A 24,466-nucleotide genomic window follows, 5' to 3' on the forward strand; every position below is an offset into this window, starting at 1 on the left:
GGATAAAATCGGTCCCCCTCCGGTTACTCACAATTTATGTAATTTGATCACACTGATCCCACAGCCACGATCACAGCGCGGATCGGGCCCACCACCTTGTCGTTTAGGGCGTTATCCACAGATCCCACAACGGTTATTACTACTACTAACTATTTTTCCTGATCCCTAAAGTAAAAAGGGGATGTGTGTAATTCTCGCCCTCGCCTCGAGCCGAGGCACCAGGCCGCGAGTGAATTACAAAAGTCTGTCGCACGGCGCCCATGCGGTAAGTTGGAAACAGCTTTTGTTACTTACAAAAATCAACCCAGCTAGAACCCAGCAAGGAGCTCATCGAGACCATGGACCAATCTGTGTCATTTCGTGTTGCCAAAGATGATCTGGCCAACGCAGTTGCTTGGGTAGCCCGTAGTCTGCCTTCCAAGGTGACGCAGCCTGTTCTTCGCGCGATGCTTATCACCGCCGATGACAATGGTTTGGAATTCACCGGCTTCGACTACGAAGTTTCTACTCGCGTACGCATTGCGGCAATGATCGACGAACCAGGCCGCATCGCCGTCGCCGGTAAGTTGCTCGCAGACATCGTTGCCACCCTTCCGAACAAGGAAGTCGAGATGACCCAGCAGGATTCCAAGGTCCTGCTCACCTGCGGTTCCTCCCGCTTCGAGCTGCCTATCATTCCACTCGATGATTACCCGCAGCTGCCGGTTCTGCCGGAGGTCACCGGCACCATCAACCCACAGCTTTTCGTTGAGGCCATCAGCCAGGTCGCATCCGCTGCCGGCAAGGATGACACTCTGCCGATGCTGACCGGCGTGCATATGGAAATCAACGGTTCCCACGTCGAAATGACTGCTACCGACCGTTTCCGCTTGGCTATGCGCACCTTCGAGTGGGATCCGGTATCCCCTGACGTAAAGGCAAAGCTGCTGGTTCCTGCGAAGACCTTGCAAGACACCGGCCGCTCCCTTGATACTCACCTCAACATCCCGGTGGAGATCGCGGTAGGCACCGGCGAAAACATTGGCGCAGAGGGCCTGTTTGGTCTGCACGCGGATAACCGCGAGACCACCACGCGCATGCTGGATGCAGACTTCCCAAACGTCTCTCCGCTGCTGCCAAAGACGCATACCGCGATGGCCAGCATCGAGGTTGCTCCGCTGCAGGAAGCCATCCGCCGCGTTTCCCTGCTGACTGATCGCAACGCCCAGATCCGCATGGACTTTTCTGAAGGTCAGGTCACCCTGGCAGCTGGCGCGGATTCCGGTAAGGCAGACGAGACTTTGCCTTGTGCATTTACCGGCCGCGATGAATTCACCATCGCCTTTAACCCGGGCTACCTCAAGGATGGCCTGGCCGTGGTCCACACTGACCGCGTGGTCTTCGGCTTCACTGAGCCTTCCCGCCCAGCAATTATGATTCCGGAGCCAGAGGAGATGCCGATGGCAGATGAGGATGGAGTCTTCCCAACCCCGGAGACCAACTTCACCTACCTTCTGATGCCGGTCCGTCTGCCAGGTTAATGTTCATCCGCGAACTCGACGTCCGGGATTTTCGCTCGTGGCCTGAGCTGCATATTGAGCTCGGCCCGGGGATCACTTTGTTCGTCGGACGCAACGGTTTTGGCAAAACCAACATCGTCGAGGCGATCGGGTACGTGGCCCACCTGTCCTCGCACCGTGTTAGCCACGACGCCCCGTTGGTACGTCAAAGCGCCGCTAATGCCAGAATCTCCACCACTGCCGTCAATCGGGGCCGCGAGCTTACCGCGCACCTGCTCATCAAACCGCACGCGGCTAACCAAGCCCAGATCAATCGCACGCGGTTGAAAAGCCCGCGCGAGGTATTGGGCGTGGTCAAAAGCGTGTTGTTCTCGCCTGAGGATCTCGCGCTCGTGCGTGGTGAGCCGGCTGAGCGGCGCACCTACATGGATGACATCATCGCCTCGCGTACCCCGCGCTTAGCTGGGGTAAAGGCGGATTATGACAAGGTCTTAAAGCAACGCAATGCGCTTTTAAAGTCGGCGTCGTCAAGCCTGCGCCGCGGCTACGATGACGCCGATGGTGCCTCGGCTTTGGCCACGTTGGATGTATGGGACGCCCAGCTCGCACATTTAGGCGCGCAGGTGATTCAGGCACGCCTTGCACTTGTCGACGCCTTAAGCGAGCTGATCCCATCCGCCTATTCAGGCCTGGCCCCGGAATCGCGTCCAGCCCACATCGAGTACAAATCTACGATCGATGTTTCTGACCGCGACGTACTGGAAGCAGTGATGCTCACCGAGCTTGCCGCTAAGCGGCAGCGCGAGATCGAGCGCGGCATCTCCCTGGTGGGCCCGCACCGCGATGATCTCGTGCTCAACCTCGGAACGCAGCCGGCAAAAGGTTTTGCTAGTCACGGTGAGACCTGGTCATATGCCATTTCATTGCGCCTTGCCGAGTTCAATCTCCTGCGCGAGGAAGGCACCGATCCAATTTTGATTCTCGACGATGTTTTCGCCGAACTCGACGCCAAGCGCCGGGAGAAGCTCGTGCACCTGGCTACCGAAGCCGAACAAGTGCTGATCACCGCCGCCGTGGATGAGGACCTGCCCGGCAACCTAGAGCCGATCGTGCGCTATGAAGTCTCCGTTCGGGATACTCAAGAGGGGCGGATTTCTGAAATTACAAAGGTGAGCGACGATGACTGATCCTATTCAGGATTTCTTTGATCGTGTGCGTTCAAATTCCAAGAATGCTCCCAAACTGGATAAGCCAGCGCCGAAGATGAAGATCAGTCACGATGCACCAGCGAAGAAATACCGCGTGGGCAGGCCCACCGGCCCCGATGGCAGGCGGCAGCGTCGCAGTCTGGATATCCCCAGTCTCGGTGCCACGCTGAACAAGGAGATTGTGCGCCGCGGGTGGGAAAACGAGCTTGCTGATGGTTGGGTCATGGGCAATTGGGCCAACCTGGTGGGCGAGCGCATCGCCGCGCACACGAAGCCCGAGCGAATTAAGGACAAGGTCGTCTATATTTCTTGCGATGCCTCTGTGTGGGCTACGGAGCTGCGCTATCTGCAACGCCAGATCTTGCGCAAAATCGCGGACCGCCTCGGGCCCGACGTCATCGTTGAACTGCGTATTCAAGGCCCCAAGCAACACCGCAATTATCAGGGCCGGCAGTGGGTGAAGCCGCAAGGCTCGCAAGATACCTACGGATAGCCGCCGCGGGAGAAAATCCAGATCGAAAAATCGGGCTAAATTCCGCCCTCTCACTGGTGTGGAGCGCTCTCTAGTAGGGGGACACCGTGTAGAATAGCTAAAGTCTTAGATTTTGCTATAGCCAAAAGGAGTACACGTTTCCGTGGCTGAAGAACACGCATATGGTGCTAGTTCCATTACCATCTTGGAGGGCCTCGAGGCCGTCCGCAAGCGTCCAGGTATGTACATCGGTTCCACCGGCGTACGCGGTCTCCACCACCTGATTTGGGAGGTCGTGGATAACTCGGTCGATGAGGCCATGGCTGGTTATGCCTCCAAGGTCGTCGTCAAGCTGCTCGCCGACGGCGGCGTTGAGGTTATCGATGATGGCCGCGGCATCCCTGTGGAGATGCACGCCTCCGGTGCGCCGACCGTCCAGGTTGTCATGACCCAGCTGCATGCCGGTGGTAAGTTCGACTCCGATTCCTACGCAGTCTCCGGTGGTCTGCACGGCGTCGGTATCTCCGTTGTGAATGCTTTGTCTACTCGCGTTGAGGCAGAGATCAAGCGCAACGGCAAGCACTGGTATCAGAACTTCTCTAACGCCATCCCAGATGAGCTGGTCGAAGGCGGCAATGCTCGCGGTACCGGTACCACGATCCGTTTCTGGGCCGATCCAGAGATCTTCGAGACCACGGATTATGACTACCAGACCATCGCACGCCGCCTGCAGGAGATGGCCTTCCTGAACAAGGGCCTGACCATCGAGCTCATCGACGAGCGCGTTACCGAGGAGCAGCTCGAGCTTGAGGCAATTGCCGACGCCGAATCCGGCGAGACCGCCCTGGACGCTGAGTCCTTTGACGACGTCGACGTCGATTCCGAAGCAGACGGCCCGAGCGAGGATAAGCCGGCAAAGAAGCTGCAGAAGAAGGTTGTCTACCACTACCCAGACGGCCTGATTGACTACGTCAAACACCTCAATAAGACCAAGACCGCCATCCACCCCACCATCGTCGCTTTCGACGTCAAGGGTGAGGATCACGAGGTCGAGGTCGCTCTGCAGTGGAACCAGGGCTATAAGGAGTCCGTCCACACCTTCGCCAACACCATCAACACCCATGAGGGCGGTACCCACGAAGAGGGTTTCCGCGCCGCGCTGACCTCCTTGATGAACCGCTACGCCAAGGAGCACAAGCTGGTCAAGGAGAAGGACGGCAACCTTTCCGGCGATGACTGCCGTGAGGGCCTTTCTGCCGTCATTTCCGTCAAGGTCAGTGACCCACAGTTCGAGGGTCAGACCAAGACCAAGCTCGGCAACTCTGAGATTAAGGGCTTCGTCCAGCGCGCCGTCAACGAGCACGTCAACGACTGGTTCGATGCCAACCCGGCAGAGGCAAAAGCGATTATCAACAAGGCCGTTTCCTCCGCGCACGCACGCGTCGCAGCGCGTAAGGCCCGCGAGATGGTGCGCCGTAAGTCCGCCACCGACTTGGGCGGCCTGCCCGGCAAGCTTGCCGATTGCCGTTCTAAGGATCCGAAGATCTCCGAGCTTTACATCGTGGAGGGTGACTCCGCAGGCGGCTCCGCAAAGGCCGGCCGTGACTCCATGTTCCAGGCAATTCTGCCGCTGCGCGGCAAGATCCTGAACGTGGAGAAGGCACGCATGGATAAGGTTCTAAAAAATGCCGAGGTCCAGGCGATCATCACTGCTTTGGGCACCGGTATCCATGAAGAATTCGACATCTCCAAGCTGCGCTACAACAAGATCGTGCTGATGGCCGACGCTGACGTTGACGGCCAGCACATCGCGACCTTGCTGTTGACCCTGCTCTTCCGCTTCATGCCGCAGCTGGTTGAGGATGGCCACGTCTACCTGGCTAATCCGCCGCTGTACAAGCTCAAGTGGGCAAAGGGCCAGCCGGGCTATGCCTTCTCCGATGCCGAGCGTGACAAGCTGCTGGCAGAAGGCCTCGAAGCTAATCGCAAGATCAACAAGGACGACGGCATCCAGCGCTACAAGGGCCTGGGTGAGATGAACGCATCCGAGCTATGGGAGACCACACTCGACCCAACCACCCGTATCCTGCGCCGCGTGGATCTGGAAGACGCACAACGCGCCGACGAGCTCTTCTCCATCCTGATGGGTGATGATGTCTCGGCTCGCCGTTCCTTCATTACCCGCCGCGCGAAGGACGTTCGCTTCCTGGACGTGTAAAGCCTTTGGCTTTACACGAGCCAGAAAAACTTGCGCCCTGCTCTTCCTCGAATGGGAGAGCAGGGCGCTTTCTGTAATTTGGCCTTAGATGTCCAAGTCGATGCCGTGCAGGGTGACCGTCTCAGAAAGATCGGCGCGGCCCGGCTCTACGTTGAACACGGGGCTGTCTTCGTCCGCCTTACCGAAGGCGATGGCGACGACCATCTTCTGCTCCTCATCAATGCCGAGGAACTCGCGGGTGGTCGGTGCCATGAGCGAAATCATGCCCAGCGGGGTTCCGTTATAGCCGTGGGCTCGTAGGGAAAGCAGGAAGCTTTCTGCATAAGTGCCCTGATCGAAGGCAGCACGAATGCGATCGCCCATTGGCGGGATATAAAGAAGTGCTGCGTGCGGGGCGCCAAAGAAGCGGAGGTTTTCGCGCACGAACTCGGTGCGGCCCTCCTTATCCTCACGGGCGATTCCTAGGATGCCGTACATTTTCTTTGCCAGCTCAACGGAACGGGAAGGGTGCACGCCCTCGCCGTAGTCCAAGGTGAAATCCGGGTTGATGCCGTTTTCATTGAACTCGGCGATGAGCGCATCAGAAAGTTCGTGGAGCTTCTCACCGCTAACCACGTGCACGTCCCATGGCTGCGTATTGGAATTAGATGGTGCAGACTGGGCGTCGATAAGCACCTGTTTAATAACCTCTGCCGGAACTGGTTCTGGCAGGTAGGCGCGGGCGGAGTGGCGGCTGCGGATGAATTCAGAATAGTTATCGCTTGAAGTCATGCGCGCCAGACTACACCTTCTTACATATGGGGTTACATATGCTTTTGCAAAATGCGCGCGAGCTCCGGAATCTGGGGTTCAATAATTTTGGCGATCTTGCTGCGTAGGGAGTTATAGGTCTTCACCAGCGCCGGATTATTTACCTGGTCTGCATTACGATCAGCCACACCCAAGATGGAATCTGCCACCTCTTTGTCGTTTCCGGCCAGGTAGGTGCCGAAATCCTCCTGCGGGGAGGTCTCGAACTCCTGCCAGTAGGATTCCATCTCGCCGAGGAGATCCGGCAGGGCGCGGTTGATCCCTTTTGAGACGATGTCGGCGTCGACCTTCTTCGCCGCGGCCACCGCGCCCTTGATGGCCATGCCGGTGATGCCGGATTGTTCGGAGACAGTGTTATCGACCAAGGAAACAAGCGCGGTGACAACGCTGGTGCGGGTTGGCTCTTCCAGGAGCTGGGAAAGATTAGACATGGCAGTAATCTTACTGAAACCCGAATGCGGCAATTAGCCCTTCAGGGCAGCAATCTGATCTGCAAGTTGGGTTAAGCCGTTGTCACGAGCAAGGCGCTCGAGGTCGAGGTTCGGGACGCCCTGGGTGAGAAGTGCCGGAGCGAAATCGGTCACCAGCTTGAAAATAAGCGCGGCGCCAGCGACGGAACCGCCGATGATGATGCCCAAATCGAGTGGGGAAGAGCCGGTGAGAGAGGAAGTTACCTCGCCTGGTTTGAAATTAGGATTGACCTGGTTTTCCCAGGTGTTGGTGGTCTCAGGGGTGCTGGAGGTGGCGGTTGCGGCTGGGGTGACAGCGGTGCTTAGGGATACTGCTACTACGCCCGCAGCGATGGCTTTCTTCAGAGACATGTCTTCCTTTCCTACGCGTTGCATTGACGCTTCAGTCATTCCTCAAGGCCAAGCCGCGCGGATATTCGAGGGAATAGTTGAGTGTTACCAGCTATAACTTACATAACTCGGGCAACAAAGGATAGGTCAGCGCAGGCTAAGACGTGATTCCGTCTCCATGAATACTCGGGCGCTAAGTGCTGCGAAGGCGCGGTTGTGCTTGTTAAGCGCAGGATAAGCCATCAATATCTGCTGCATCGCTTGTGCTGCTTGCTGCCGGTTTGCGTGGACGGGGATGCCATCAATTCGGGCACTTGAGACGCTCGCGGCGGCAACTAACGCGCCAAAGTTAGTCACCGTGGTTTTGTGTTGCGCGCAGAACTCGCGCGCGATGAGAAGGAGCTGCTCTGCGGTCATGATCGAGCCCTGCGGATTTCTGCCTCGAGCTCGGCGCGGCCGGGCAGGAGCTGGCGTGCGGCGTCTTGGACCGCGGCGTCGGAAAGCGTGCGCGCCGCAGCCGCCACAACTGCACGCACCACCGCCTCGTGCTTGGAGGTGCCTTGCGCGGAGGCCAGGAGGGTCAGCGCATGATCCTGTTCCGCTGTAAGACGAAGAGTCATAGCCATGGCCCGATGGTATCACCGTGGTATCACTAGTGCGGCGCAGCCGGCGGGAGAGGGGCGTAGAGGGTAGAATTTGCCGTTATGAGTGACCAAAATGACGATCTCTTTGATCGTATTCAACCGATTGATATCAACGAGGAGATGGAGTCGAGTTACATCGACTACGCCATGTCCGTCATCGTCGGCCGTGCTCTGCCAGAGGTACGCGACGGCCTGAAGCCGGTGCACCGCCGCATCCTGTACGCGATGTTCGACTCCGGCTACCGACCCGATCGCGGCTACGTGAAGTCCGCTCGCCCGGTCTCGGACACCATGGGTCAATTCCACCCGCACGGTGACTCCGCAATTTATGACACGTTGGTGCGTCTGGCACAGTCCTGGAACATGCGCTACCCGCTGGTCGATGGCCAGGGTAACTTCGGTTCCCGCGGCAACGACGGCCCAGCGGCAATGCGTTACACCGAGTGCCGCATGACCCCGCTGGCCATGGAAATGGTCCGTGACATTCGCGAAAACACCGTCGACTTCTCCCCGAACTACGACGGCAAGACCCAGGAACCGGACATCCTGCCTTCCCGCGTTCCGAACCTGCTGATGAACGGCTCCGGCGGCATCGCCGTTGGTATGGCCACCAACATCCCGCCGCACAACCTCAACGAGCTGGCTGAGGCTATCTTCTGGTTGCTGGATAACCCAGAGGCCTCCGACGAAGAGGCGCTGGCAGCCTGCATGGAACGCGTGAAGGGTCCGGACTTCCCAACCGCCGGCCTTATCGTTGGTGACCAAGGCATCAAGGATGCCTACACCACCGGCCGCGGCTCTATCCGTATGCGCGGTGTGACCTCCATCGAGGAGTCTGGCTCCCGCCAGACCATCGTCATCACCGAGCTGCCGTACCAGGTCAACCCGGATAACATGATCTCCAACATCGCGGAGTCTGTTGCCAATGGCAAGATCGCTGGCATCTCCAAGATTGAGGACGAGTCCTCCGACCGCGTCGGCATGCGCATCGTGGTCACCCTGAAGCGCGATGCCGTCGCTCGCGTCGTGCTCAACAACCTCTACAAGCACTCCCAGCTGCAGACCTCCTTCGGCGCAAACATGCTCTCCATCGTCGATGGCGTGCCGCGCACCCTGCGCCTGGACCAGATGCTGCGCTACTACGTTGCGCACCAGATCGAGGTCATCGTTCGCCGTACCCAGTACCGCCTGGATGAGGCCGAAAAGCGTGCCCACATCCTGCGTGGTTTGGTCAAGGCCCTCGATATGCTCGACGAGGTCATCGCGCTTATCCGCCGTTCCCCAACGGTCGACGAAGCGCGAGAAGGGTTGAAGGAGCTTCTCGATGTCGACGATATCCAGGCCGACGCCATCCTCGCGATGCAGCTGCGCCGCCTGGCAGCCCTAGAGCGCCAGAAGATCATTGACGAGTTGGCTGAGATCGAAGAGATCATCGCTGACCTCAAGGACATCCTCGCCCGCGAGGAACGCCAGCGTCAGATCGTCCACGACGAGCTCGCTGAGATCGTTGAAAAGTACGGCGATGAGCGCCGTACCCAGATCGTGGCCGCTTCTGGCGACGTCACCGACGAGGATCTTATCGCCCGCGAGAACGTGGTCGTCACGATCACCTCCACTGGCTACGCAAAGCGCACCAAGGTTGATGCCTACAAGGCGCAGAAGCGCGGCGGCAAGGGCGTGCGCGGTGCGGAGCTCAAGCAGGACGACATCGTCAAGAACTTCTTTGTCTGCTCCACGCACGACTGGATCCTCTTCTTCACCAACTTTGGCCGTGTTTACCGCCTCAAGGCTTATGAGCTGCCGGAGGCAGGCCGCACCGCACGTGGCCAGCACGTGGCTAACCTGCTGGAGTTCCAGCCGGAGGAGAAGATCGCACAGGTCATTCAGATTCAGTCCTACGAGGACGCTCCTTACCTCGTCCTGGCTACCAAGCAGGGCCGCGTCAAGAAGTCCCGTCTTACCGACTACGAGTCCGCACGTTCTGCCGGTCTAATCGCCATCAACCTCAACGAGGGTGATGCGCTCATCGGCGCGTCCCTCGTCGACGAAGGCGATGACATCCTGCTGACCTCTGAGCAGGGCCAGGCCATCCGCTTCACCGCTGACGATGACCAGCTGCGCCCGATGGGCCGCGCCACCGCCGGCGTGAAGGGCATGCGCTTCCGCGACGATGACCAGCTTTTGTCCATGTCCGTGGTTCACAATGGCGAGTACCTGCTGGTTGCCACCTCCGGCGGCTACGGCAAGCGCACCGCTATCGAGGAGTACACGCCACAGGGCCGCGGTGGCTTGGGTGTTATGACCTTCAAGTACACCCCGAAGCGCGGCAAGCTCATCGGCGCTATCTCCGTCGATGAGGAAGACGAGATCTTCGCTATCACCTCCGCTGGGGGCGTCATCCGCACCGAGGTGGGCCAGATTCGTCCTTCCTCCCGCGCCACCATGGGAGTGCGCCTGGTCAACCTCTCCGACGACGTCGAATTGCTTGCAATCGACCGCAACGTTGAGGACGATGGTGAGGAAGACGCACAGGCTGTGGCCAAGGGCGAGAAATCCGTTGAGGACGTTCAGCAGGAACACCTCAAGGTTGCGGATTCCAAGAACACAGCAGATAGCGAGGAGTAATCCATGGCAAGACGAGACGTAACCCTTACGCGGATCTCACCGATTTCGGCCTTCCGCGTGGGCTTGGCGATGTCTCTCGTCGGGCTTATCGCATGGCTGCTTGCCGTGTGCCTGCTCTACTTTGGCCTCGATCAGGCGGGAATCTGGGATTCTCTCAACAGCCTAGTCGGCGGAGTGGGCGGCGCCTTCGAAGTGACCTTCGGTGTGGTCTTGTCTATCTCTGCTCTCTTCGGCGCAATCGTGGCGGTGTTCAACATGCTGCTGGCGCCGCTGCTCGCGGTACTTTATAACGCCATCGTGGACGTCTTCGGTGGTTTCAAGCTGGGTATCCAGTCTGGTCATGGCTAAAGCCCGAACCCGCTAACCCACATCGAACCGGCATCGTCTTTTAGGTTTAAATTCTTAAGAGACGGTGCCGGTTTCGCATTTTAAACAACCTTCTAAAACCTTGTCTGCGCTGGCGATTTGTGTATTTGTCGGATCGGTATGTAAAGTTACTTCTCGTTCCGCACAGGGGCCTATAGCTCAGTCGGTTAGAGCGCATCGCTGATAACGATGAGGTCGCAAGTTCGATTCTTGCTAGGCCCACCACGGAACAATGGGGCATTAGCTCAATTGGTAGAGCATCTGCTTTGCAAGCAGAAGGTCAGGAGTTCGATTCTCCTATGCTCCACAGCCCGGAACCCGGCACCGTAATGGTGTCGGGTTCCTTTGTTGCTTCGGGGCGTGCACCGTTCCTGACACGGGGCTAAGTAGCAAAATTTCGTCCGCATGCCCTTCTGCTACTTTGCCCGAGGTGACTAATGGGTAGACACTCATTGGAAACGCCCGGTCGCAAGAAAAAAGACCCCGCCACCTCAGGAGTTGGAATCCTTAACGTGGTGAGCGGAGTCCTCAACGTTGCGAACGCAACAGCGAAGTTTGGCTGTCAACCCATGGTTGACTTGTTTAGTCTCCTGTCGGTAGACTACCGTTATGAAGCGAAACGCCGTCATCAAGAAATTGAAAGCGGAAGCTAAGCGGCGTGGTCTTGAATTTGAGGAAATCGCCCTATCGCGCCATGACGCTTATCGGGTAGGCAGCACAACCCGAACCTTAGGTAGGCACCGTGAGATTGACGATGTGACAGTCAAGAAGTTTTTCGACCAATACGCCCAAGAATTAGGGAAAGGCTGGTGGAGGTAATGACCACGACATACACAGTAACCGCAGAACGCGGAACCAGCGGAGTATGGGTGCTCGAATGCGCCGAACTAGGGGCAGTGTCCCAAACTAAGCGGCTGGCTAATGCTGCCGACGAGATGCGCGAAGCACTGGCCTACCAGGCAGGTCTAGACCCAGACGAACTCAACATTATTGTTGATGTCGTTCTTCCACCGGACCTTGCGGAAATGAAAGCTCGCGCCGAAAAAGAACGCGAAGAAGCGGCACGACTGGCCGCTGCGGCACAGGCAAGCACTCATGACCTCGCTGTTGCAATGAGAAACGCTGGAATGACCGTACGAGATATGGGAACAGTCCTCGGCGTGTCTTACCAGCGCGCCCAAAAGCTCGCAGCATCCTAAAAGGAGGACATTACACTGACAGCGAAAGTTGCCCAGCACGCGCATGATACACACGCGTACTGGGCGTTTTTATCGGCCGGTGGACTCGTGTGCGTTAGCCGCACGTGACGGTGGGCTTTCAAGGTCGTCCCCAGTTGGTGATGTGGGCGGCGTTAAACGGCTCGGCCTGGTCGAGGATCTGGCGTCTAATCTTGGCCGCTTCGTGTCCGAAAAGTCCAGTCCGGGCGTATTTTTGCAGCGTGGTCTCGCGCAAGATACGTGTGCTGGCGGTAAAAAACTGCGCGGGTGGTAGTACTTAAGTTTCTTTCTACGAGGCCATCATCATGATCGGCGAGATCGGCGGCGATGCCGAAGAACATGCCGCACGCTACATCAAGGAGCACGTGACCAAACCGGTGGTGGCCTACATTGCTGGATTTACCGCGCCGGAGGGCAAAACCATGGGGCACGCAGGAGCGATTGTCTCTGGAGGGATCCGGAACCGCAGAGGGCAAGAAGGCGGCGCTTGAGGAGGCCGGCGTGAAGGTCGGCAAGACTCCGAGCCAGGCGGCGCAGCTTCTCCGGGAAGCGCTGAAATCTGCCTAGCAGATGCTTAATGAATAAAGCTTCATTGCTAGAATAAATTTCATGACCGAGAAGGATAAGAAGTGGCTCGATGAGGAGGAACTTTCCTCCTTCGTCTCTCTCATGGGAGTTACAATCCGTCTGACCAACATTCTGGATGCGCAGCTGCGCGATGACGCCGGCCTAAGCTTCTTTGAGTACACCGTCTTATCCCGGCTGTCCGAGGCCGAGGACCGCGAGATGCGCATGCGTGACCTCGCCTTTACCGCAAACGGCTCTCTATCGCGCCTAAGCCAGGTCGTCACGCGCTTGGAGAAGCAAGGCTGGGTAGCGCGTCGACCTGATCCCAACGACGGCCGCACCACGCTGGCGCAGCTTACCGACGCCGGTTGGGACAAGGTTGTTGCCACTGCGCCTGGGCACGCCGCCCAGGCGCGTCGTTCCGTGATGGACAACCTCACTCGCACGCAGGTGCGCCAGCTCAACCAGATCAACGATCGCATCCTCGCGGCCATCGAGAGCGATGAACGCTACGGCGGGCGTTACTAACTCGGCGGCATACCCCTGCGCGCCGAAACGGTTTTGTCGAATGGAATCCAAAAGCGCAATGGCGCTTGTTTATTCTTGCTGATGCCAATTCGCGGCCCGCAGACCCACTCCGGCTCGTGCTCACGCTCGGTGAGTTGAATTGGCGTGCCGTTATCTTCCAGCGTGAATCCCAGTGCTTTTCCGAGGTTTCCCGGGCCGCGGGCGAGGTTATGGAAGTCGGTGGTGCCGCGGCGTCGGAAAGCGAGCTCGGTACCTTCGATGACCTCGCCTCCGCGCAGCAGACATCCTTGGCCCGTGCCCTCCGGGGCACAAACGATGTTGCCGTTGCGGTGGATGCCATAGGAGGCGTAGACGTAAAGGCGTCCGGGTGGGCCGAACATCGCCGCGTTGCGCGGAGTCTGGCCGTTGTACGTGTGTGCGGCGGGGTCCTCGGCGCCAAGGTAGGCCTCGACTTCCGTCAGGCGGATGCTGACGCCATTGAAGGTGAGCGTGGCACCCAAAAGCTGAGGCGCCACCACGTCTGCGGGAGCCGAGAAATCAATCATTAGCCCCGAGAGTAGTACTGCTTGCCCGGCTGTGGGTTGGGGACAAGGGTATCGAGGCTTACCGGCTCGAGGCCCTTGGCGCGCAGGCCGTCGATGACGCAGCTGGCAGCATTAACCGTGGTGGCGTGGATGTCATGCATGAGGATGATGCCGCCCGGCTGCGCGCCGCTGACTGCAGCGCTGCATACGTGCTCGGAGTTGCGGTCCTTCCAGTCCAGCGTGTCCACGGACCACATGGCCTCGGCTTGGCCGTTGGTTTTGGCCGCGGCGTCGACAGTGCCGTTGGTGGCGCCGTACGGTGGGCGCAGCCAACGAGGGCTCTGGCCGGTTGCCGCCTTGATGGCGCCGGCACCTGCCTTGATTTCCCCGTCGACGTCGCCGGCGGCGAGCTTGTTTAGCTCGCGGTGCGTGTTGGTGTGGTTGCCGATGGTATGCCCCTCTGCCTGCATGCGGCGCAGCAGCTCTGGGTGGGCTGTGGCGTTAGGGGCAAGCACCATGAAGCTGGCGTGTGCGTGTTTTTCGCGCAAGGTGTCGAGCAGCTGGTTGGTTAGGGTGCTGGGGCCGTCGTCGTAGGTGATGGCGACGCAATTGGAGCAGTCAGACTTTTGCGTAGGTGCAGGTGCTGGGCTTGGGGTGCGCTTTTGTGGTGCAGGCTTCGATGAACCGAGCTCTGGCGGCAAGGAGTTTAGGAAGTCGTTATTGAGCTTCTCGGCTTCTTGCTGGAGGTTCGGCAGTTGCATCTGCGGCAAGTTGGGGACCGGGAAGCGCGCTGCTGGCGCTGCGTGGGCTGAAACTGGAAGTGCGGCGGTTAGTAAGAGTGCAGCGGTAGCGGCAGCGAGGCGGCGCATGCAAAAGCCTTTCTAACGAGGGTATTTCTGTTCCTTGATTATGGTCGCTGCCGTTTCTAAAAGCCCTAGTGACACGCAACCAGAGTGAAAATAGTTAACTGTTGTGACCGGTGGGGCTAGCGGCTGAGCCGGCGATTTTCTTTCTGCGATACCCCTGGGGTAGCATTAAACGCACTGGGGCATTAGCTCAATTGGTAGAGCATCTGCTTTGCAAGCAGAAGGTCAGGAGTTCGATTCTCCTATGCTCCACAGCCCAGAAACCCGGCACCATTCGGTGCCGGGTTTCGTCGTTCCTGCGTTGTCCTCGGCCCGCCGCTTTCGAGACTCGCTTCTGCATCCCCCACAAAGGGAGCCAAGCAAAGGGGACCACCTCTCGAAGAGAGGAGAAGTGAAGGAGAGAAGGGGAGGGAGTTTAGTCGGGCCAAGTTTGGCTTAGTGGCCGTGCTCCCATTGCGCATAGGCCTTGGCGTAGCGCCCACCGAGCGCCATGAGTGAGGCGTGATCGCCGTCTTCGACGATTTCTCCTTGCTCCATCACGATGATGCGGTCCGCCTCACGAGCCTGGTCCAAGCGGTGCGCCACCACTAGGCAGGTACGCCCGCGGGTGACGGCCCGGGCGGCTTCCTCAAGCACGGCGGCGTGTTCAGAGCCGGCCTCTGAGGTGGCCTCATCCATGATGAGCACCGGCGGCTGCCGCAGCACCATGCGCGCCAGCGAGATCTGCTGGGCGGCTTCGGCGCCCATCTCCTCGTTGCCGGCGCCGATGCGGGTATCGAGGCCGTCGGGAAGCCAGCGCGAGTCTTCCGTCAATCCCACCTCGTGTAGGGCTGCCCATAGTTCCGCATCGCTAGCATGTGGCCGGGCGAGCAGAAGATCCTCGCGCAGGGTGCCGGAAAAGAGGTGGACCTCCTGGGTAATCAGCGCGACATGCTCGGTCACCCAGGTATTGGGCACTGTTGCAGTGTCGACGTCGTCAAGGCGGATGCTGCCCGCAGTGGGGTACTGCAGCCCGGCCACCAGTGCGGCCAAGGTGGACTTGCCTGCGCCTGAGGTGCCCACCAGCGCGGTCGTGGTGCCGGCCGCCAGCGTGAGGCTAATGCCGTCTAAGACCTTGGCGCCACCGGGGTAGGAGTAGCTCACGCCGTCGATATGCACCGCGGGGGCTTGCTCAAGCGGCGCTACTTCCTTGGTCGGCACGTCAGCGCCCAGCAGAGCCAGCGCCACAGCGCGGCCCAAGGAAGTTGCCGAATGCTGAATTTCCCCAGCGAAGAACAAGATGTTGAAAACGTGCATCTCTAGGCGCATGATCAGCAAGACCGCGGCCGTGGCCTGGCCTTGTGTGAGCCATCCCCACGCCACCATCGGAACCGACATCGAAAGTGAACCCAGCAGGAGCACTCCGAAAGCGATGCTGCCTTGGCCAATGATGCGGTTGATAAGCGGCACTTTGTCGCCCCAAGCCTGCACGGTGTGCCAAGAGTAGTCCTCCATGCGGCGCGTGGCCCAGCCGTCGAGGCGGAAAATCCGGAGGGTCTCCAAGGCGCGGATGGTATCCAGCAAGACGTTGTTGCGGCGGGCCTCTACGGTGGAGACGGCGTTAGCCACGGCGGGGATATCGCGAATCGTTCCCTTGATAAACGGATACATCACGGCGACTGCGAGCATGCACAGCAAAAGGTAAGCCGGGTGGATGAAAGCCATGGTCAGGAAAGTAAGCGGCAGAATGAAGATGGTGACGGCGAGGCGCTCACCCATCATGGCCACCGCCGTGACCACGGTGTCGATGTCCTTAGACAAGCGCGTGATCACGTTGCCGGTTCCCAGCTCCATCACGCGCGGCACGGGCGCGCGCAGCACCGAGTCGAGAGCTGCGGTACGCAGATCCACAGCCAGTCGGCGTGTGCGGGCGTTGATGAGGTAGCCGCCGAGCGCCCGGCCGCTGACCTCAACGATGAGGCAGGCTGCGATGATCCATAATGCGGCAATCATCGCATTGCGCCCAGAGCCAATCACAGGGACTTCGCCGCCCTGGATGATGTCCACGAGGCGGCCGAGTACCTGCGAGCCCAGGTTCATCATCACGATGGTCAGCGTAAAGATGCCAAATACCACGGCCAGCTTCGCCTTCGACGGTGCGGAAGGCAGCGTGCGAAGGAACTGCCAGGACTCACGGGCGGAGGCAGGAGCTAGGGCATCTGCTGCGGGTTTACTCATAGTTCGAGCACCTCCTTCGCGTTAGCCGCCCACGTCGACGCGCCGCTGATTACGACGGTGATCTGGTCCTTGCGCAAGCGCGCCACGCGCTCAGCTACCGTCGCGAGTGTTAGCGAATCCAAGCCCGTGGTGGGGTTATCAAGCACCAAGATTTCCGGGTGCGCGGCAAGCGCGCGGGCAAGCGCAACGCGTTGGCGCTGACCGCCCGACAGGTTCAGTCCAGCCTCCCCAATGGGGGCATCCGGCAAGGCGCCAGAGTCATCAAAACCGCCGAGACGAGCGACGATGTCCTCGCAGGCCGCGGCCTCAAGTGCCGCGCGAACCTGCGATGCCGGGATGTTGCCGAGCGGATTGATGTTATCGGCCAGCGTCCCCTCCAGCACAGAAATCCGGTGCGGCGGGCACAGGGCGCCGTGAGCAGAAAGGCGGGATATGGTGGCGTCGACAAGCGCGCGCCCTTTGGTGGTCTCCGGTACCCAGACCTGCAGGCCCGGGCTTAAGGAAAGTGCATTGCCGTGCTTTGCGACGTCGCCTTTATCCAGATCCTCCAGCAACTCACCGATGCGCTCCACCGAGGCCTGAGCTCGCGCCCACGCCTCGGTGAGATGGCCCAGTGCGATCCCAAGGACGTTGAGCGCCGGTGGGGCGAGCATCGTGATACTCATCATCCCACCTGGGGAAATATTGCCCAGGTACATCTGCCATGAGGTCCATGCGAGCAGACCGATGGTAAATGCGGTAGGCACCATCTGACGCAACCAGTTCAGGCAAGCGCTAAGACGCAGCTCGCGCAGCATGGCGTCGAGGGCGGTGTGTGCAGCGGTGCCAAAGCGTTGCTTGGCCACCTCGTTAGCACCTAGACCTTTAATAACGCGGGAGCCCTGCGCGTAGTCCGTTGCGAGCGAAAGCGCCGTGTTTTCCTTTTGGCGGCGGGCTGCCGCCACTTTCGTCAACGGTTTTGCGGTGGCCCAAGATACCGCCGCGGTGACGACGGCACCTATCAAAAGCACGATGGAAACCACGGACGAGATCGGCGCTAGGCTGAAAATCGCGCCCAGCAGATAGCCCACCATGGTCAGCGGAAAGTTGAGCACCTGCTTGAGCTGGCCGATGTAATGGGAATCCTCGTCCATCGTGTTGAGCAGGCGGCCTGGGTTAAGTCCCGAGGTAGAAGCGCTGAGCAGCTTCTCCAGCAGCCCGAGTCGCAACGTATGCGTGGTGCGGGCCTGGCTGAGATCGGTGAAAGCATCCGCGGTGGCCTCGGCGAGATAGACGATGAAAAGCAGCAGTGCGGTCAACGCCACTGGAATGGCGAGCGTGCGCCAGGAAGGGTCGCTGAATGCGTATTGCGTGGCTTGGCCAATGACCACGGAGACAAGCGCACCCAATGGCGCGTTGATGGCGGCGGAGATGAGAATGCCGGCCACGCCCACCGGCTGCGCAAAGAGCAGGCGCCGGGTTGCGCTGCGGGGTTTAGACCAATTGGTGGTTTCGGTGAGAGAGGTCTCCCCGGCGGGTGGCTGGCTTGGCAGGTACTAAGACCAGGTTTTCATGCGAGGATAGACAGTCATAGCTGCTTATCCTATAAGAAAAGGCTGCCTTTCTTTGCTCGGATTATCCGGAAAGAAAGACAGCCTTAGCAGGTTTTATGCTCTGCAGGTTTTATGCAAGGTGGTAATTCGATACGTCGTATCCAGAGAACTCGCGGTCGATACCGTTGTCATCAACAGAACGGAAGATAGTGCCGTTCTCAATTGCAAAGCGGAGATTGTCAACACGATGTGAAGGATCCCCGCTGACGGAGCCGGCTGGGAAGTAGTAGGTCGCTCCGCTCTTGAGCTTGACAATGAGAGACTCGAAGCTCATTTACTCTCCTTGAGATAGGTTCGAAATACTCAAGAATTCAATCAGCTCTAGGTCTCTTAATCAAAGAATTGAGATCAAGACAACTTGAGTGCTACCCCCTTGCTCGGGGGATATTACTACTCCTGCTCGTCAGTCTGCAGGCGGTGCTTGCCCTCATCCTCGCGGTCATCAGTGATGCGGGAGGTATCGGCCTCAGCGGCCGCAGCTTCTTCCTTGTGCTTTGCCAGCTGCTCATCGATGGAGCCCAGCAGCTCCTCATCGCGCTCGACGACACCCTCTTCAGCGAGGTCGGAATCCTTCTTGAGGTCCTGCTCGGAGGTGGAGGTGTAGACCAAGGTGGAGCCCTCAGCCGCTGCGTCTGCGCCGCCACCGAAGTCCTCAACGCAAGGTGGAACCTCGGAGGGAGCTTCCTTGCGGATCTTGAAGAAGTAGTAAGCGCCGCCGGCAACTGCGGAGACAAGAGTCAGGATAAGGGCGAATGGCCAGAACTTGGAGCCCTTGTCTTCCTTGCGGAAGTTGACCTTCTTTGCCTTTTTCAGTTTCTTTGCGCTCTGCTTCTGCGCCTTGTTTGCGGCCTTACGTGCAGCCTTGGATTGCTTCTTTGCCTGCTTCTTGGTCTTCTTCTGCGCCTTCTTGGCATCCTTGCGAGCCTCTTCGAAGCGTTCAGATGCCTGCTTGCCAGCTTCCTGGCCGCGCTCCTTGAGCTCGGCGATGGTGCGCTCGAGACGCTCGTGGGCAGCCTGGGTTACAGCACCGGCGTTGCGGCGTGCCTCTGGGAAGAGATCCTTGCTGCGGCTTTCCGCACGTGCGGCGGCGCCTTCAAGGGCGGCATAAGCTTCGAGTTCTTTTTCCTCGCGGTAATCCTTGAAACGGCTCCACAGATTGTTCGCTAGACCGATGGAGGCGGAAATTGCGGTGGGGTTCATCCCAGATGCTCCTTAAATTAGTTTATGGTGCGCTTCACCCCAGCGTAGTGACGGCGCGAGGGCCCCGCCACTATAGCGTTAATCCTTATGTGGATTTCCTAGCGTGCGAGGACGCGATCCGAAAGGATGCGCGCCACGCCAACGTTGCCGGAGTGGGTCAGGTGGTTGAAGAAGTTATGCGGCTCCGCAAACTCGTAGACGCCTCCCATCCAGCGCATGCCGGTCGGCGCACACATATTGTGGTCGATGGTGGCCGAACGTAGGTCAAAATAGTCCACATGATTTTCTTGGGCGGCCTGGAACATCGCATGGTTAACGTTGTCTTCGATGGTGCGTACGCTGCCCAGTGCGGAGAGGTTAGCGCCTAGTCCTGGGTTCTCCTTGATGCGGATTGGGCAAATGGAGCCGTTTGCCGCAGAGAAGGCTGGGTAGCCCACCAGGGTGATCTTGGCGTTTGGGGCGGCAGCGCGGATGCGGTTTATCTGATTGCGCATCGCGTTCTTATAAGCCGTGCGGTTCGGGTCAACGATGAAGTTCGTGTTGACGACGTCATTGAAACCGAACTGGATCAGCACGTTGCGCGTGCCCGGGTTGAGGGTGTGTGTATCAACCGCGTGGCCTACCTGCTGGACAAAGTCCGAACGCGGCGTGCTGCCGGCAGCGGTAGCGCCGGAGCAAGCGTAGTTGATGACGCGCTGGCCCGAGGCGCGGCCGAGCTCGCGGCCAACGTTGGATGCGCCCTGCGGGCAACCCTGTGGGCTCGGAGCGCCTGGGTCGCTGCCGATCTTCATGGCGCTAGATAGCTCGGCAATGGGGGAGCCGATTTGATCGAAGGTGGGGTTGGCAAAAATGGAGTCGCCGAAGAGGACCGTCTCGGATTGCTGAGCTGATGCGGCTGCCGTTCCAAGAGTTGCGGTGGTTACTACTGCAGCGCAGACAGCAGAGAGCTTGGTCAAAATCTTATGTTTTTTCAAGAGAGAGCCTCGATGTCGTTTGCGTTTGGAGCTGGTCGCAACTTGTTTAAGAGAGGTGGTATAGACAAGTCTGACATTGGGAATTGGCCTTGATTCTACTGCTTTTTTAGGCCGGTTACCCCCGCCGCCACGCCTTTTGGATAGACAGCTTGGTTCATTTTGGGCGATTTTTATTCGCGCTAATAAGCGTTAACCCCGCAGGCAGAACCGTTTTAAAGATAGTATCTAAATTTTAGCCCTCCTTTCTTAATAGACCGCTTGGTACATTTCATCTCAACGAAATCGAAGTGACCAGCGAAGGAGGTGGGCATGACTCCGCGACTCTCGGCCTCTGCGCCTTTAGACCAAATCGATGAATGGACGGCTCGGGTGCGTCAGCGCACCGCGCTTTCCTTCGAAGTGATTCCGCCGCGCAACGACGCTGATGCGAGCAAGATATCCGAACTGCTTGCAGTGTTGCAGAGCTATCATCCTGATTACATTGCAGTAACCAGCTCACAGCGCTCCGGATGGTTGCGTGGCACGGCCGCGTTCATTGAGCAGATCGCGCGTACTACCTCGATGCGTCCCTTGGCGCATCTTGCTTGCACCGGCGGTAACCCGGGAGAACTAAGCGAGTGGGTTGATGTACTCGTCGATTCTGGCGTCCGCGGATTCCTCGCACTGCGCGGGGATCTTCCGGAAGACGGCATGCCCGTGGGCTACCTGCAGCATGCTGATGAGCTGATCCGGCTCATTCGGCGTCGGGAAGCAGCGCAAGCGGCACGTTTCGCCGCAGGCAACCTGGCCGTCGGCGTGGCGTGCTATCCCAATGGCCATGCGGAATCAGCCAATGCTGATGAAGACATCGATGTCCTGCTGGCCAAACAGCGCTTGGGCGCGAACTTCGCCATAACGCAGCTCTTCTTCGACCCGGAAGACTACGCGCGCTTTTATCAACGCGCCCGGCTCGCCGGCGTGCGCATCCCTCTTATCCCCGGAATCATGCCGATGACCAGCGTGGCCCGCCTTGAGCGAATGGCGGGGCTGTCCGGGCTCGACGTCCCACCAAAAGTGCGGGCAGCGCTCGCGGCAGCGAAAACCCCAGAAGAAGAACAAGAAATCGGTATGGAGCTCACGGCCGAACTCGCGCGCGGCGTTCTGCGCGCGGGCGCGGAGGGCCTCCATATATATACGCATAACAACCCAGCCATCACCCAAGACTTACTGAGCAGAATCGGAGTAAATCGATGAACGCACCATTTCCTCACACAACCATCGAAGGCTATCCGCGCGTCGGCGCGAACCGCGAGCTAAAGCGCGCACTCGAGGCCTTCTGGGCCGACAAGATCAATGAGGAGACCTTTGAATCGGCCACGCACTCGCTGCGCCTTGATACCTATGCCCGCCTGCATGACCTCGGCCTGCGCGAGGATTATGCAATCCCGGCGGACGTGGCCTATTACGATCACGTCCTCGAAACCGCGCTGACGGTGGGCGTAGTCGAGGGCGAAACCCTTGCCGATGAGTTTCGTCTTGCGCGCGGAAATGCACAGGCAGCACCACTGGAGATGACCAAGTGGTTCGACACCAACTATCACTACATCGTCCCAGAAATTGCTGACGAGCAGGAGTTTCAGGCGCGTCCGCAGCGCGTGCTGAAGCTGGTAGAGGAAGCCGGGCAAGCAGGCCACAAGGTGCGCCCAGTGCTGGTGGGTCCTGTGACGCTGCTTGCGCTGTCCAAGCCGGCGGAAGGTTCCCACACCCAGCCTCTCGAGCACCTGGGCAAGCTGGTGGATTCTTATATCGAGGTGCTTGGGTACCTGCATGCGGCGGGCGTGGAGTGGATTCAGCTCAACGAGCCTGCGCTGGTGGCTGATCTGCAGTCAGCAGATGACGCTACGCTTGCCGACGCCCTTATTCAGGCCTACGAACGCATCCTCGGCACTGCGAAGCGCCCACAGATCTACCTGACCACGCCTTATGGCGCAGCCCGCAGGGGATTGGACGCGATTGCGAAGCTACGCCCAGAAGCAGTCCAGGTGGACTTGAGCGTGGGAACCCTGGCGCTGGAACCAGATTATTTGGAGCGCGTAGCGCAGTTGCCGGTGCACGTGAGCGCGGGCCTGGTTGATGGCCGTAATGTGTGGGCGGCGAACCTGCGCGATTTGCGTGCCAAGCTGGAGCAACTTCCGGGCGCCTCGGTTACTACCTCGGTATCTTTGCAGCACGTTCCGCATACCGTCGCTGCCGAAACCACATTGCCAGTTGACGTCGCGACGTGGTTCTCCTTCGCTGATGAAAAGGTACGCGAGGTCGTGGCCCTTTTCGCCGGCCCGCTCGACGCCCCAGAGGCTTATGCCCAGGCCGATCGCGCGGTGCGTACCCGGGCGGAATCAGCGCGCACGCATAACCAGGACGTCGCCAAGCGCACGGCAGGGCTGCCGGAAGGGCAGGTGCAGCGTCAGCCGCTGTTTGCCGAGCGCGTCGAGGAGCAGAAGTCCCTGGACCTGCCGCAGCTTCCGACCACCACGATCGGTTCCTTCCCACAGACCCAGGAGATCCGCGCTGCGCGCGCCGCGCACCGCAAGGGCGAGCTTTCCGACGCCGATTATGAAAAGGCGCTGCGCAAGGAGGTCGCGCAGGTCATCGAACTGCAAGAACGCCTAGGGCTGGACGTACTCGTGCACGGCGAGCCGGAGCGCAATGACATGGTGCAGTACTTCGCGGAGCTGCTCGACGGCTTCGTGGTCACCGAAAATGGCTGGGTGCAGTCTTATGGCTCGCGCTGTACTCGTCCGCCAATCGTTGGCGGTGACATCTCCCGCCCGCAGCCGATGACGGTGGAGTGGGCCAAGTACGCGCAGTCGCTATCTGCAAAGCATGTCAAGGGAATGTTAACCGGCCCGGTGACCATCCTCGCGTGGTCCTTTACCCGCGATGACGTGCATCAATCAGTCTCCGCGGATCAGTTGGGCGTGGCGCTGGCTGACGAGGTGCGTGACCTCGAAGACGCCGGCATCAGCATCATCCAAATCGACGAGCCCGCACTGCGGGAGCTGCTGCCGCTGCGTCAAGAAGAACGCCAGGCTTACCTTGATTGGGCAGTGCGTGCCTTCCGCTTGGTTGCCCTCGAGGCGCAACCGACCACCCAGATTCATACGCACCTGTGTTACTCCGAGTTCGGGCAGATCATTGATGCGGTGGCAGGCCTCGATGCCGATGTCACCTCCATCGAGGCGGCGCGCTCACGCATGGAGCTGCTGCAAGACATCGATGAGAAGTTCCACTCGGAGATCGGCCCTGGCATCTATGACATCCACTCGCCGCGCGTGCCTTCGGTGGCGGAGATGGCCGAGCTCATCCGTGCAGCATTACGCCATGTGCCGGCTGAGCGGCTGTGGATTAACCCAGACTGTGGTCTTAAGACCCGCGGCTATGCCGAGACGGAAGCGGCTTTGCGCAATCTCGTCTTGGCACGCGAGGAAGTGCTGGCCTCCGCGCTAGAACCTCAATTGGTCTAGGCCAGAAATATCGCCTGAGCCGTCGCGACGCAGGTGCACCGCTTGCAGCCCGGCGGCGCGGGCGCCCTCGACGTCGTTAGCTAGCGAGTCACCCACCATCAGTGTTTTCGCGGGAGTAGAACCCACCACCTGGCAGCCTGCCAGGTAGGCGGTGGCCTGCGGTTTGGGGATTCCCAGATCCACCGTGGCGATGAGATGCACCTCTGGCAGATCTAACTTGCCGGCGCGCAGCTTTGCCTCTTGCATCTCGCGGGCGCCGTTGGTGAGAACGCCAACGCGAAGACCTGCTTGCAGGGCTCGCTGCAGGGCGGGCTGGGCATCGGCAAAAGCGCGCCAATTGCGCTGGTAGGCGGCAAGATACCCCGAATAGGCCTGCAATGCGTCGTGCTCCGAAAGGTCTTTTTCTAGAAACTCGCGGCAGCGGGCGATGCGCTGGCCATGATGGGTGACCTCGCCGCGCTCATAGGCGGCGAACCACTTGCGCTCGATGGCGGCGAAGCGTTCATGTTGGCCAGTGGGAAGCCCTAGCTCGCGGCACCATTCGTCGAGACCCTCGCGCATAGCGGAGGTATGGTCCATCAAAGTGTCATCGAGGTCGAAGAGCACGGCGCGAATCATGGGCTTAAGCATAGTGAT

Annotated in this window: 24 protein-coding genes, 3 tRNA genes and 1 pseudogene; 15 read left to right on the plus strand and 13 right to left on the minus strand. The window is 59.4% G+C overall.

Translation table 11 applies throughout. The annotated features are described in order from the left end of the window. Positions 1 to 338: 338 nt before the first annotated feature. From dnaN to gyrB, 4 genes are all read left to right on the plus strand, one after another. On the plus strand, positions 339 to 1,520 hold the full coding sequence (gene dnaN / locus QKB66_RS08970; protein ID WP_082778674.1) for a DNA polymerase III subunit beta: 1,182 nt from the start codon (positions 339 to 341) through the stop codon (positions 1,518 to 1,520). Continuing rightward, the gene (recF, locus tag QKB66_RS08975; RefSeq protein ID WP_070432483.1) at positions 1,520 to 2,686 is read left to right on the plus strand and encodes a DNA replication/repair protein RecF; all 1,167 of its coding nucleotides are present in this window, start codon (positions 1,520 to 1,522) and stop codon (positions 2,684 to 2,686) included. Before dnaN ends, recF begins: the two co-directional genes overlap by 1 nt. After that, positions 2,679 to 3,200 (plus strand): DciA family protein, encoded by a 522-nt coding sequence (locus tag QKB66_RS08980; RefSeq protein ID WP_070432484.1) that lies wholly within the window; start codon positions 2,679 to 2,681, stop codon positions 3,198 to 3,200. The genes recF and QKB66_RS08980 overlap by 8 nt, the downstream gene beginning before the upstream one ends. 142 nt (positions 3,201 to 3,342) lie before the next feature. Continuing rightward, on the plus strand, positions 3,343 to 5,397 hold the full coding sequence (gyrB, locus tag QKB66_RS08985) for a DNA topoisomerase (ATP-hydrolyzing) subunit B (RefSeq protein WP_070432485.1): 2,055 nt from the start codon (positions 3,343 to 3,345) through the stop codon (positions 5,395 to 5,397). An 84-nt stretch (positions 5,398 to 5,481) separates the two neighbouring features. Here the strand turns inward: gyrB and QKB66_RS08990 are convergent, their stop codons facing one another. The 5 genes from QKB66_RS08990 to QKB66_RS09010 form a co-directional block, all read right to left on the minus strand. Continuing rightward, positions 5,482 to 6,168 (minus strand): nitroreductase, encoded by a 687-nt coding sequence (locus tag QKB66_RS08990; protein WP_414253148.1) that lies wholly within the window; start codon positions 6,166 to 6,168, stop codon positions 5,482 to 5,484. Between the two features lie 32 nt (positions 6,169 to 6,200). Further along, on the minus strand, positions 6,201 to 6,638 hold the full coding sequence (locus QKB66_RS08995) for a DUF6918 family protein (RefSeq protein WP_062036503.1): 438 nt from the start codon (positions 6,636 to 6,638) through the stop codon (positions 6,201 to 6,203). A 33-nt stretch (positions 6,639 to 6,671) separates the two neighbouring features. Further along, the gene (locus tag QKB66_RS09000) at positions 6,672 to 7,028 is read right to left on the minus strand and encodes a hypothetical protein (RefSeq protein ID WP_414253149.1); all 357 of its coding nucleotides are present in this window, start codon (positions 7,026 to 7,028) and stop codon (positions 6,672 to 6,674) included. Between the two features lie 126 nt (positions 7,029 to 7,154). Then, positions 7,155 to 7,424 (minus strand): cell filamentation protein Fic, encoded by a 270-nt coding sequence (locus tag QKB66_RS09005; RefSeq protein ID WP_239240217.1) that lies wholly within the window; start codon positions 7,422 to 7,424, stop codon positions 7,155 to 7,157. Further along, positions 7,421 to 7,633 carry a hypothetical protein gene (locus tag QKB66_RS09010; RefSeq protein WP_061925542.1) on the minus strand — a complete coding sequence of 71 codons (213 nt, stop codon included), beginning with the start codon at positions 7,631 to 7,633 and terminating at the stop codon, positions 7,421 to 7,423. Before QKB66_RS09010 ends, QKB66_RS09005 begins: the two co-directional genes overlap by 4 nt. 78 nt (positions 7,634 to 7,711) lie before the next feature. On the opposite strand from QKB66_RS09010, the gene gyrA reads away from it, so the two are divergent. The 8 genes and pseudogenes from gyrA (at position 7,712) to QKB66_RS09050 (ending at position 12,954) form a co-directional block, all read left to right on the plus strand. Beyond that, the gene (gene gyrA / locus QKB66_RS09015; RefSeq protein ID WP_414253150.1) at positions 7,712 to 10,276 is read left to right on the plus strand and encodes a DNA gyrase subunit A; all 2,565 of its coding nucleotides are present in this window, start codon (positions 7,712 to 7,714) and stop codon (positions 10,274 to 10,276) included. 3 nt (positions 10,277 to 10,279) lie between these two features. Next, complete coding sequence (locus QKB66_RS09020; RefSeq protein ID WP_062036487.1) at positions 10,280 to 10,624, plus strand: DUF3566 domain-containing protein; 345 nt, start codon at positions 10,280 to 10,282, stop codon at positions 10,622 to 10,624. 166 nt (positions 10,625 to 10,790) lie between these two features. Further along, positions 10,791 to 10,867, plus strand: a tRNA-Ile gene (locus QKB66_RS09025). A gap of 9 nt (positions 10,868 to 10,876) precedes the next feature. Further along, positions 10,877 to 10,949 (plus strand) — tRNA-Ala (locus tag QKB66_RS09030). A 302-nt stretch (positions 10,950 to 11,251) separates the two neighbouring features. Then, positions 11,252 to 11,461: a hypothetical protein gene (locus tag QKB66_RS09035; RefSeq protein ID WP_005325312.1), complete on the plus strand. Its 210-nt coding sequence runs from the start codon at positions 11,252 to 11,254 to the stop codon at positions 11,459 to 11,461. Then, complete coding sequence (locus QKB66_RS09040; RefSeq protein ID WP_061925555.1) at positions 11,461 to 11,841, plus strand: hypothetical protein; 381 nt, start codon at positions 11,461 to 11,463, stop codon at positions 11,839 to 11,841. The genes QKB66_RS09035 and QKB66_RS09040 overlap by 1 nt, the downstream gene beginning before the upstream one ends. 311 nt (positions 11,842 to 12,152) lie before the next feature. Next, a pseudogene (locus QKB66_RS09045) lies at positions 12,153 to 12,426 on the plus strand (succinate--CoA ligase subunit alpha); the annotation flags it as partial. A gap of 42 nt (positions 12,427 to 12,468) precedes the next feature. Further along, a complete protein-coding gene (locus tag QKB66_RS09050; protein WP_311518944.1) occupies positions 12,469 to 12,954 on the plus strand; it encodes a MarR family winged helix-turn-helix transcriptional regulator in 486 nt (161 codons plus the stop codon). On the opposite strand, the gene QKB66_RS09055 is transcribed toward QKB66_RS09050, so the two are convergent. Both QKB66_RS09055 and QKB66_RS09060 read right to left on the minus strand, forming a co-directional pair. Further along, positions 12,951 to 13,499: a DNA-3-methyladenine glycosylase gene (locus QKB66_RS09055; protein ID WP_414253151.1), complete on the minus strand. Its 549-nt coding sequence runs from the start codon at positions 13,497 to 13,499 to the stop codon at positions 12,951 to 12,953. The two genes, QKB66_RS09050 and QKB66_RS09055, sit on opposite strands and share 4 nt — an antisense overlap. Next, positions 13,499 to 14,347: a polysaccharide deacetylase family protein gene (locus QKB66_RS09060; RefSeq protein WP_248092850.1), complete on the minus strand. Its 849-nt coding sequence runs from the start codon at positions 14,345 to 14,347 to the stop codon at positions 13,499 to 13,501. Before QKB66_RS09060 ends, QKB66_RS09055 begins: the two co-directional genes overlap by 1 nt. 176 nt (positions 14,348 to 14,523) lie before the next feature. On the opposite strand from QKB66_RS09060, the gene QKB66_RS09065 reads away from it, so the two are divergent. After that, positions 14,524 to 14,596 (plus strand) — tRNA-Ala (locus QKB66_RS09065). Between the two features lie 183 nt (positions 14,597 to 14,779). Here the strand turns inward: QKB66_RS09065 and QKB66_RS09070 are convergent. The 5 genes from QKB66_RS09070 to QKB66_RS09090 all read right to left on the minus strand — a co-directional run bounded on the left by QKB66_RS09070 (position 14,780) and on the right by QKB66_RS09090 (position 20,309). Further along, positions 14,780 to 16,561, minus strand: coding sequence for an ABC transporter ATP-binding protein (locus QKB66_RS09070; protein WP_414253152.1), 1,782 nt, complete (start codon positions 16,559 to 16,561; stop codon positions 14,780 to 14,782). Continuing rightward, positions 16,558 to 17,988, minus strand: coding sequence for an ABC transporter transmembrane domain-containing protein (locus QKB66_RS09075; RefSeq protein WP_414253153.1), 1,431 nt, complete (start codon positions 17,986 to 17,988; stop codon positions 16,558 to 16,560). Before QKB66_RS09075 ends, QKB66_RS09070 begins: the two co-directional genes overlap by 4 nt. A 235-nt stretch (positions 17,989 to 18,223) precedes the next feature. Beyond that, a complete protein-coding gene (locus QKB66_RS09080) occupies positions 18,224 to 18,427 on the minus strand; it encodes a hypothetical protein (RefSeq protein WP_062036471.1) in 204 nt (67 codons plus the stop codon). 116 nt (positions 18,428 to 18,543) lie between these two features. Further along, positions 18,544 to 19,353, minus strand: a complete 810-nt coding sequence (locus tag QKB66_RS09085; protein ID WP_414253154.1) for a hypothetical protein — start codon at positions 19,351 to 19,353, stop codon at positions 18,544 to 18,546. A gap of 98 nt (positions 19,354 to 19,451) precedes the next feature. Then, positions 19,452 to 20,309, minus strand: a complete 858-nt coding sequence (locus tag QKB66_RS09090; protein ID WP_311518754.1) for a GDSL-type esterase/lipase family protein — start codon at positions 20,307 to 20,309, stop codon at positions 19,452 to 19,454. A 327-nt stretch (positions 20,310 to 20,636) separates the two neighbouring features. Between QKB66_RS09090 and QKB66_RS09095 the strand changes: the two genes are divergently transcribed. Together QKB66_RS09095 and metE are read left to right on the plus strand one after the other, a co-directional pair. Beyond that, positions 20,637 to 21,560 (plus strand): methylenetetrahydrofolate reductase, encoded by a 924-nt coding sequence (locus QKB66_RS09095; RefSeq protein WP_414253155.1) that lies wholly within the window; start codon positions 20,637 to 20,639, stop codon positions 21,558 to 21,560. Further along, complete coding sequence (gene metE, locus QKB66_RS09100) at positions 21,557 to 23,830, plus strand: 5-methyltetrahydropteroyltriglutamate--homocysteine S-methyltransferase (RefSeq protein WP_414253156.1); 2,274 nt, start codon at positions 21,557 to 21,559, stop codon at positions 23,828 to 23,830. Before QKB66_RS09095 ends, metE begins: the two co-directional genes overlap by 4 nt. Here metE and QKB66_RS09105 read toward each other — a convergent pair. After that, on the minus strand, positions 23,810 to 24,448 hold the full coding sequence (locus QKB66_RS09105; protein ID WP_414253157.1) for an HAD family hydrolase: 639 nt from the start codon (positions 24,446 to 24,448) through the stop codon (positions 23,810 to 23,812). The two genes, metE and QKB66_RS09105, sit on opposite strands and share 21 nt — an antisense overlap. Positions 24,449 to 24,466 lie beyond the last annotated feature (18 nt).

The organism is Corynebacterium sp. c25Ua_89 (assembly GCF_047459735.1).
In the GTDB taxonomy this organism is placed as follows: domain Bacteria; phylum Actinomycetota; class Actinomycetes; order Mycobacteriales; family Mycobacteriaceae; genus Corynebacterium; species Corynebacterium simulans.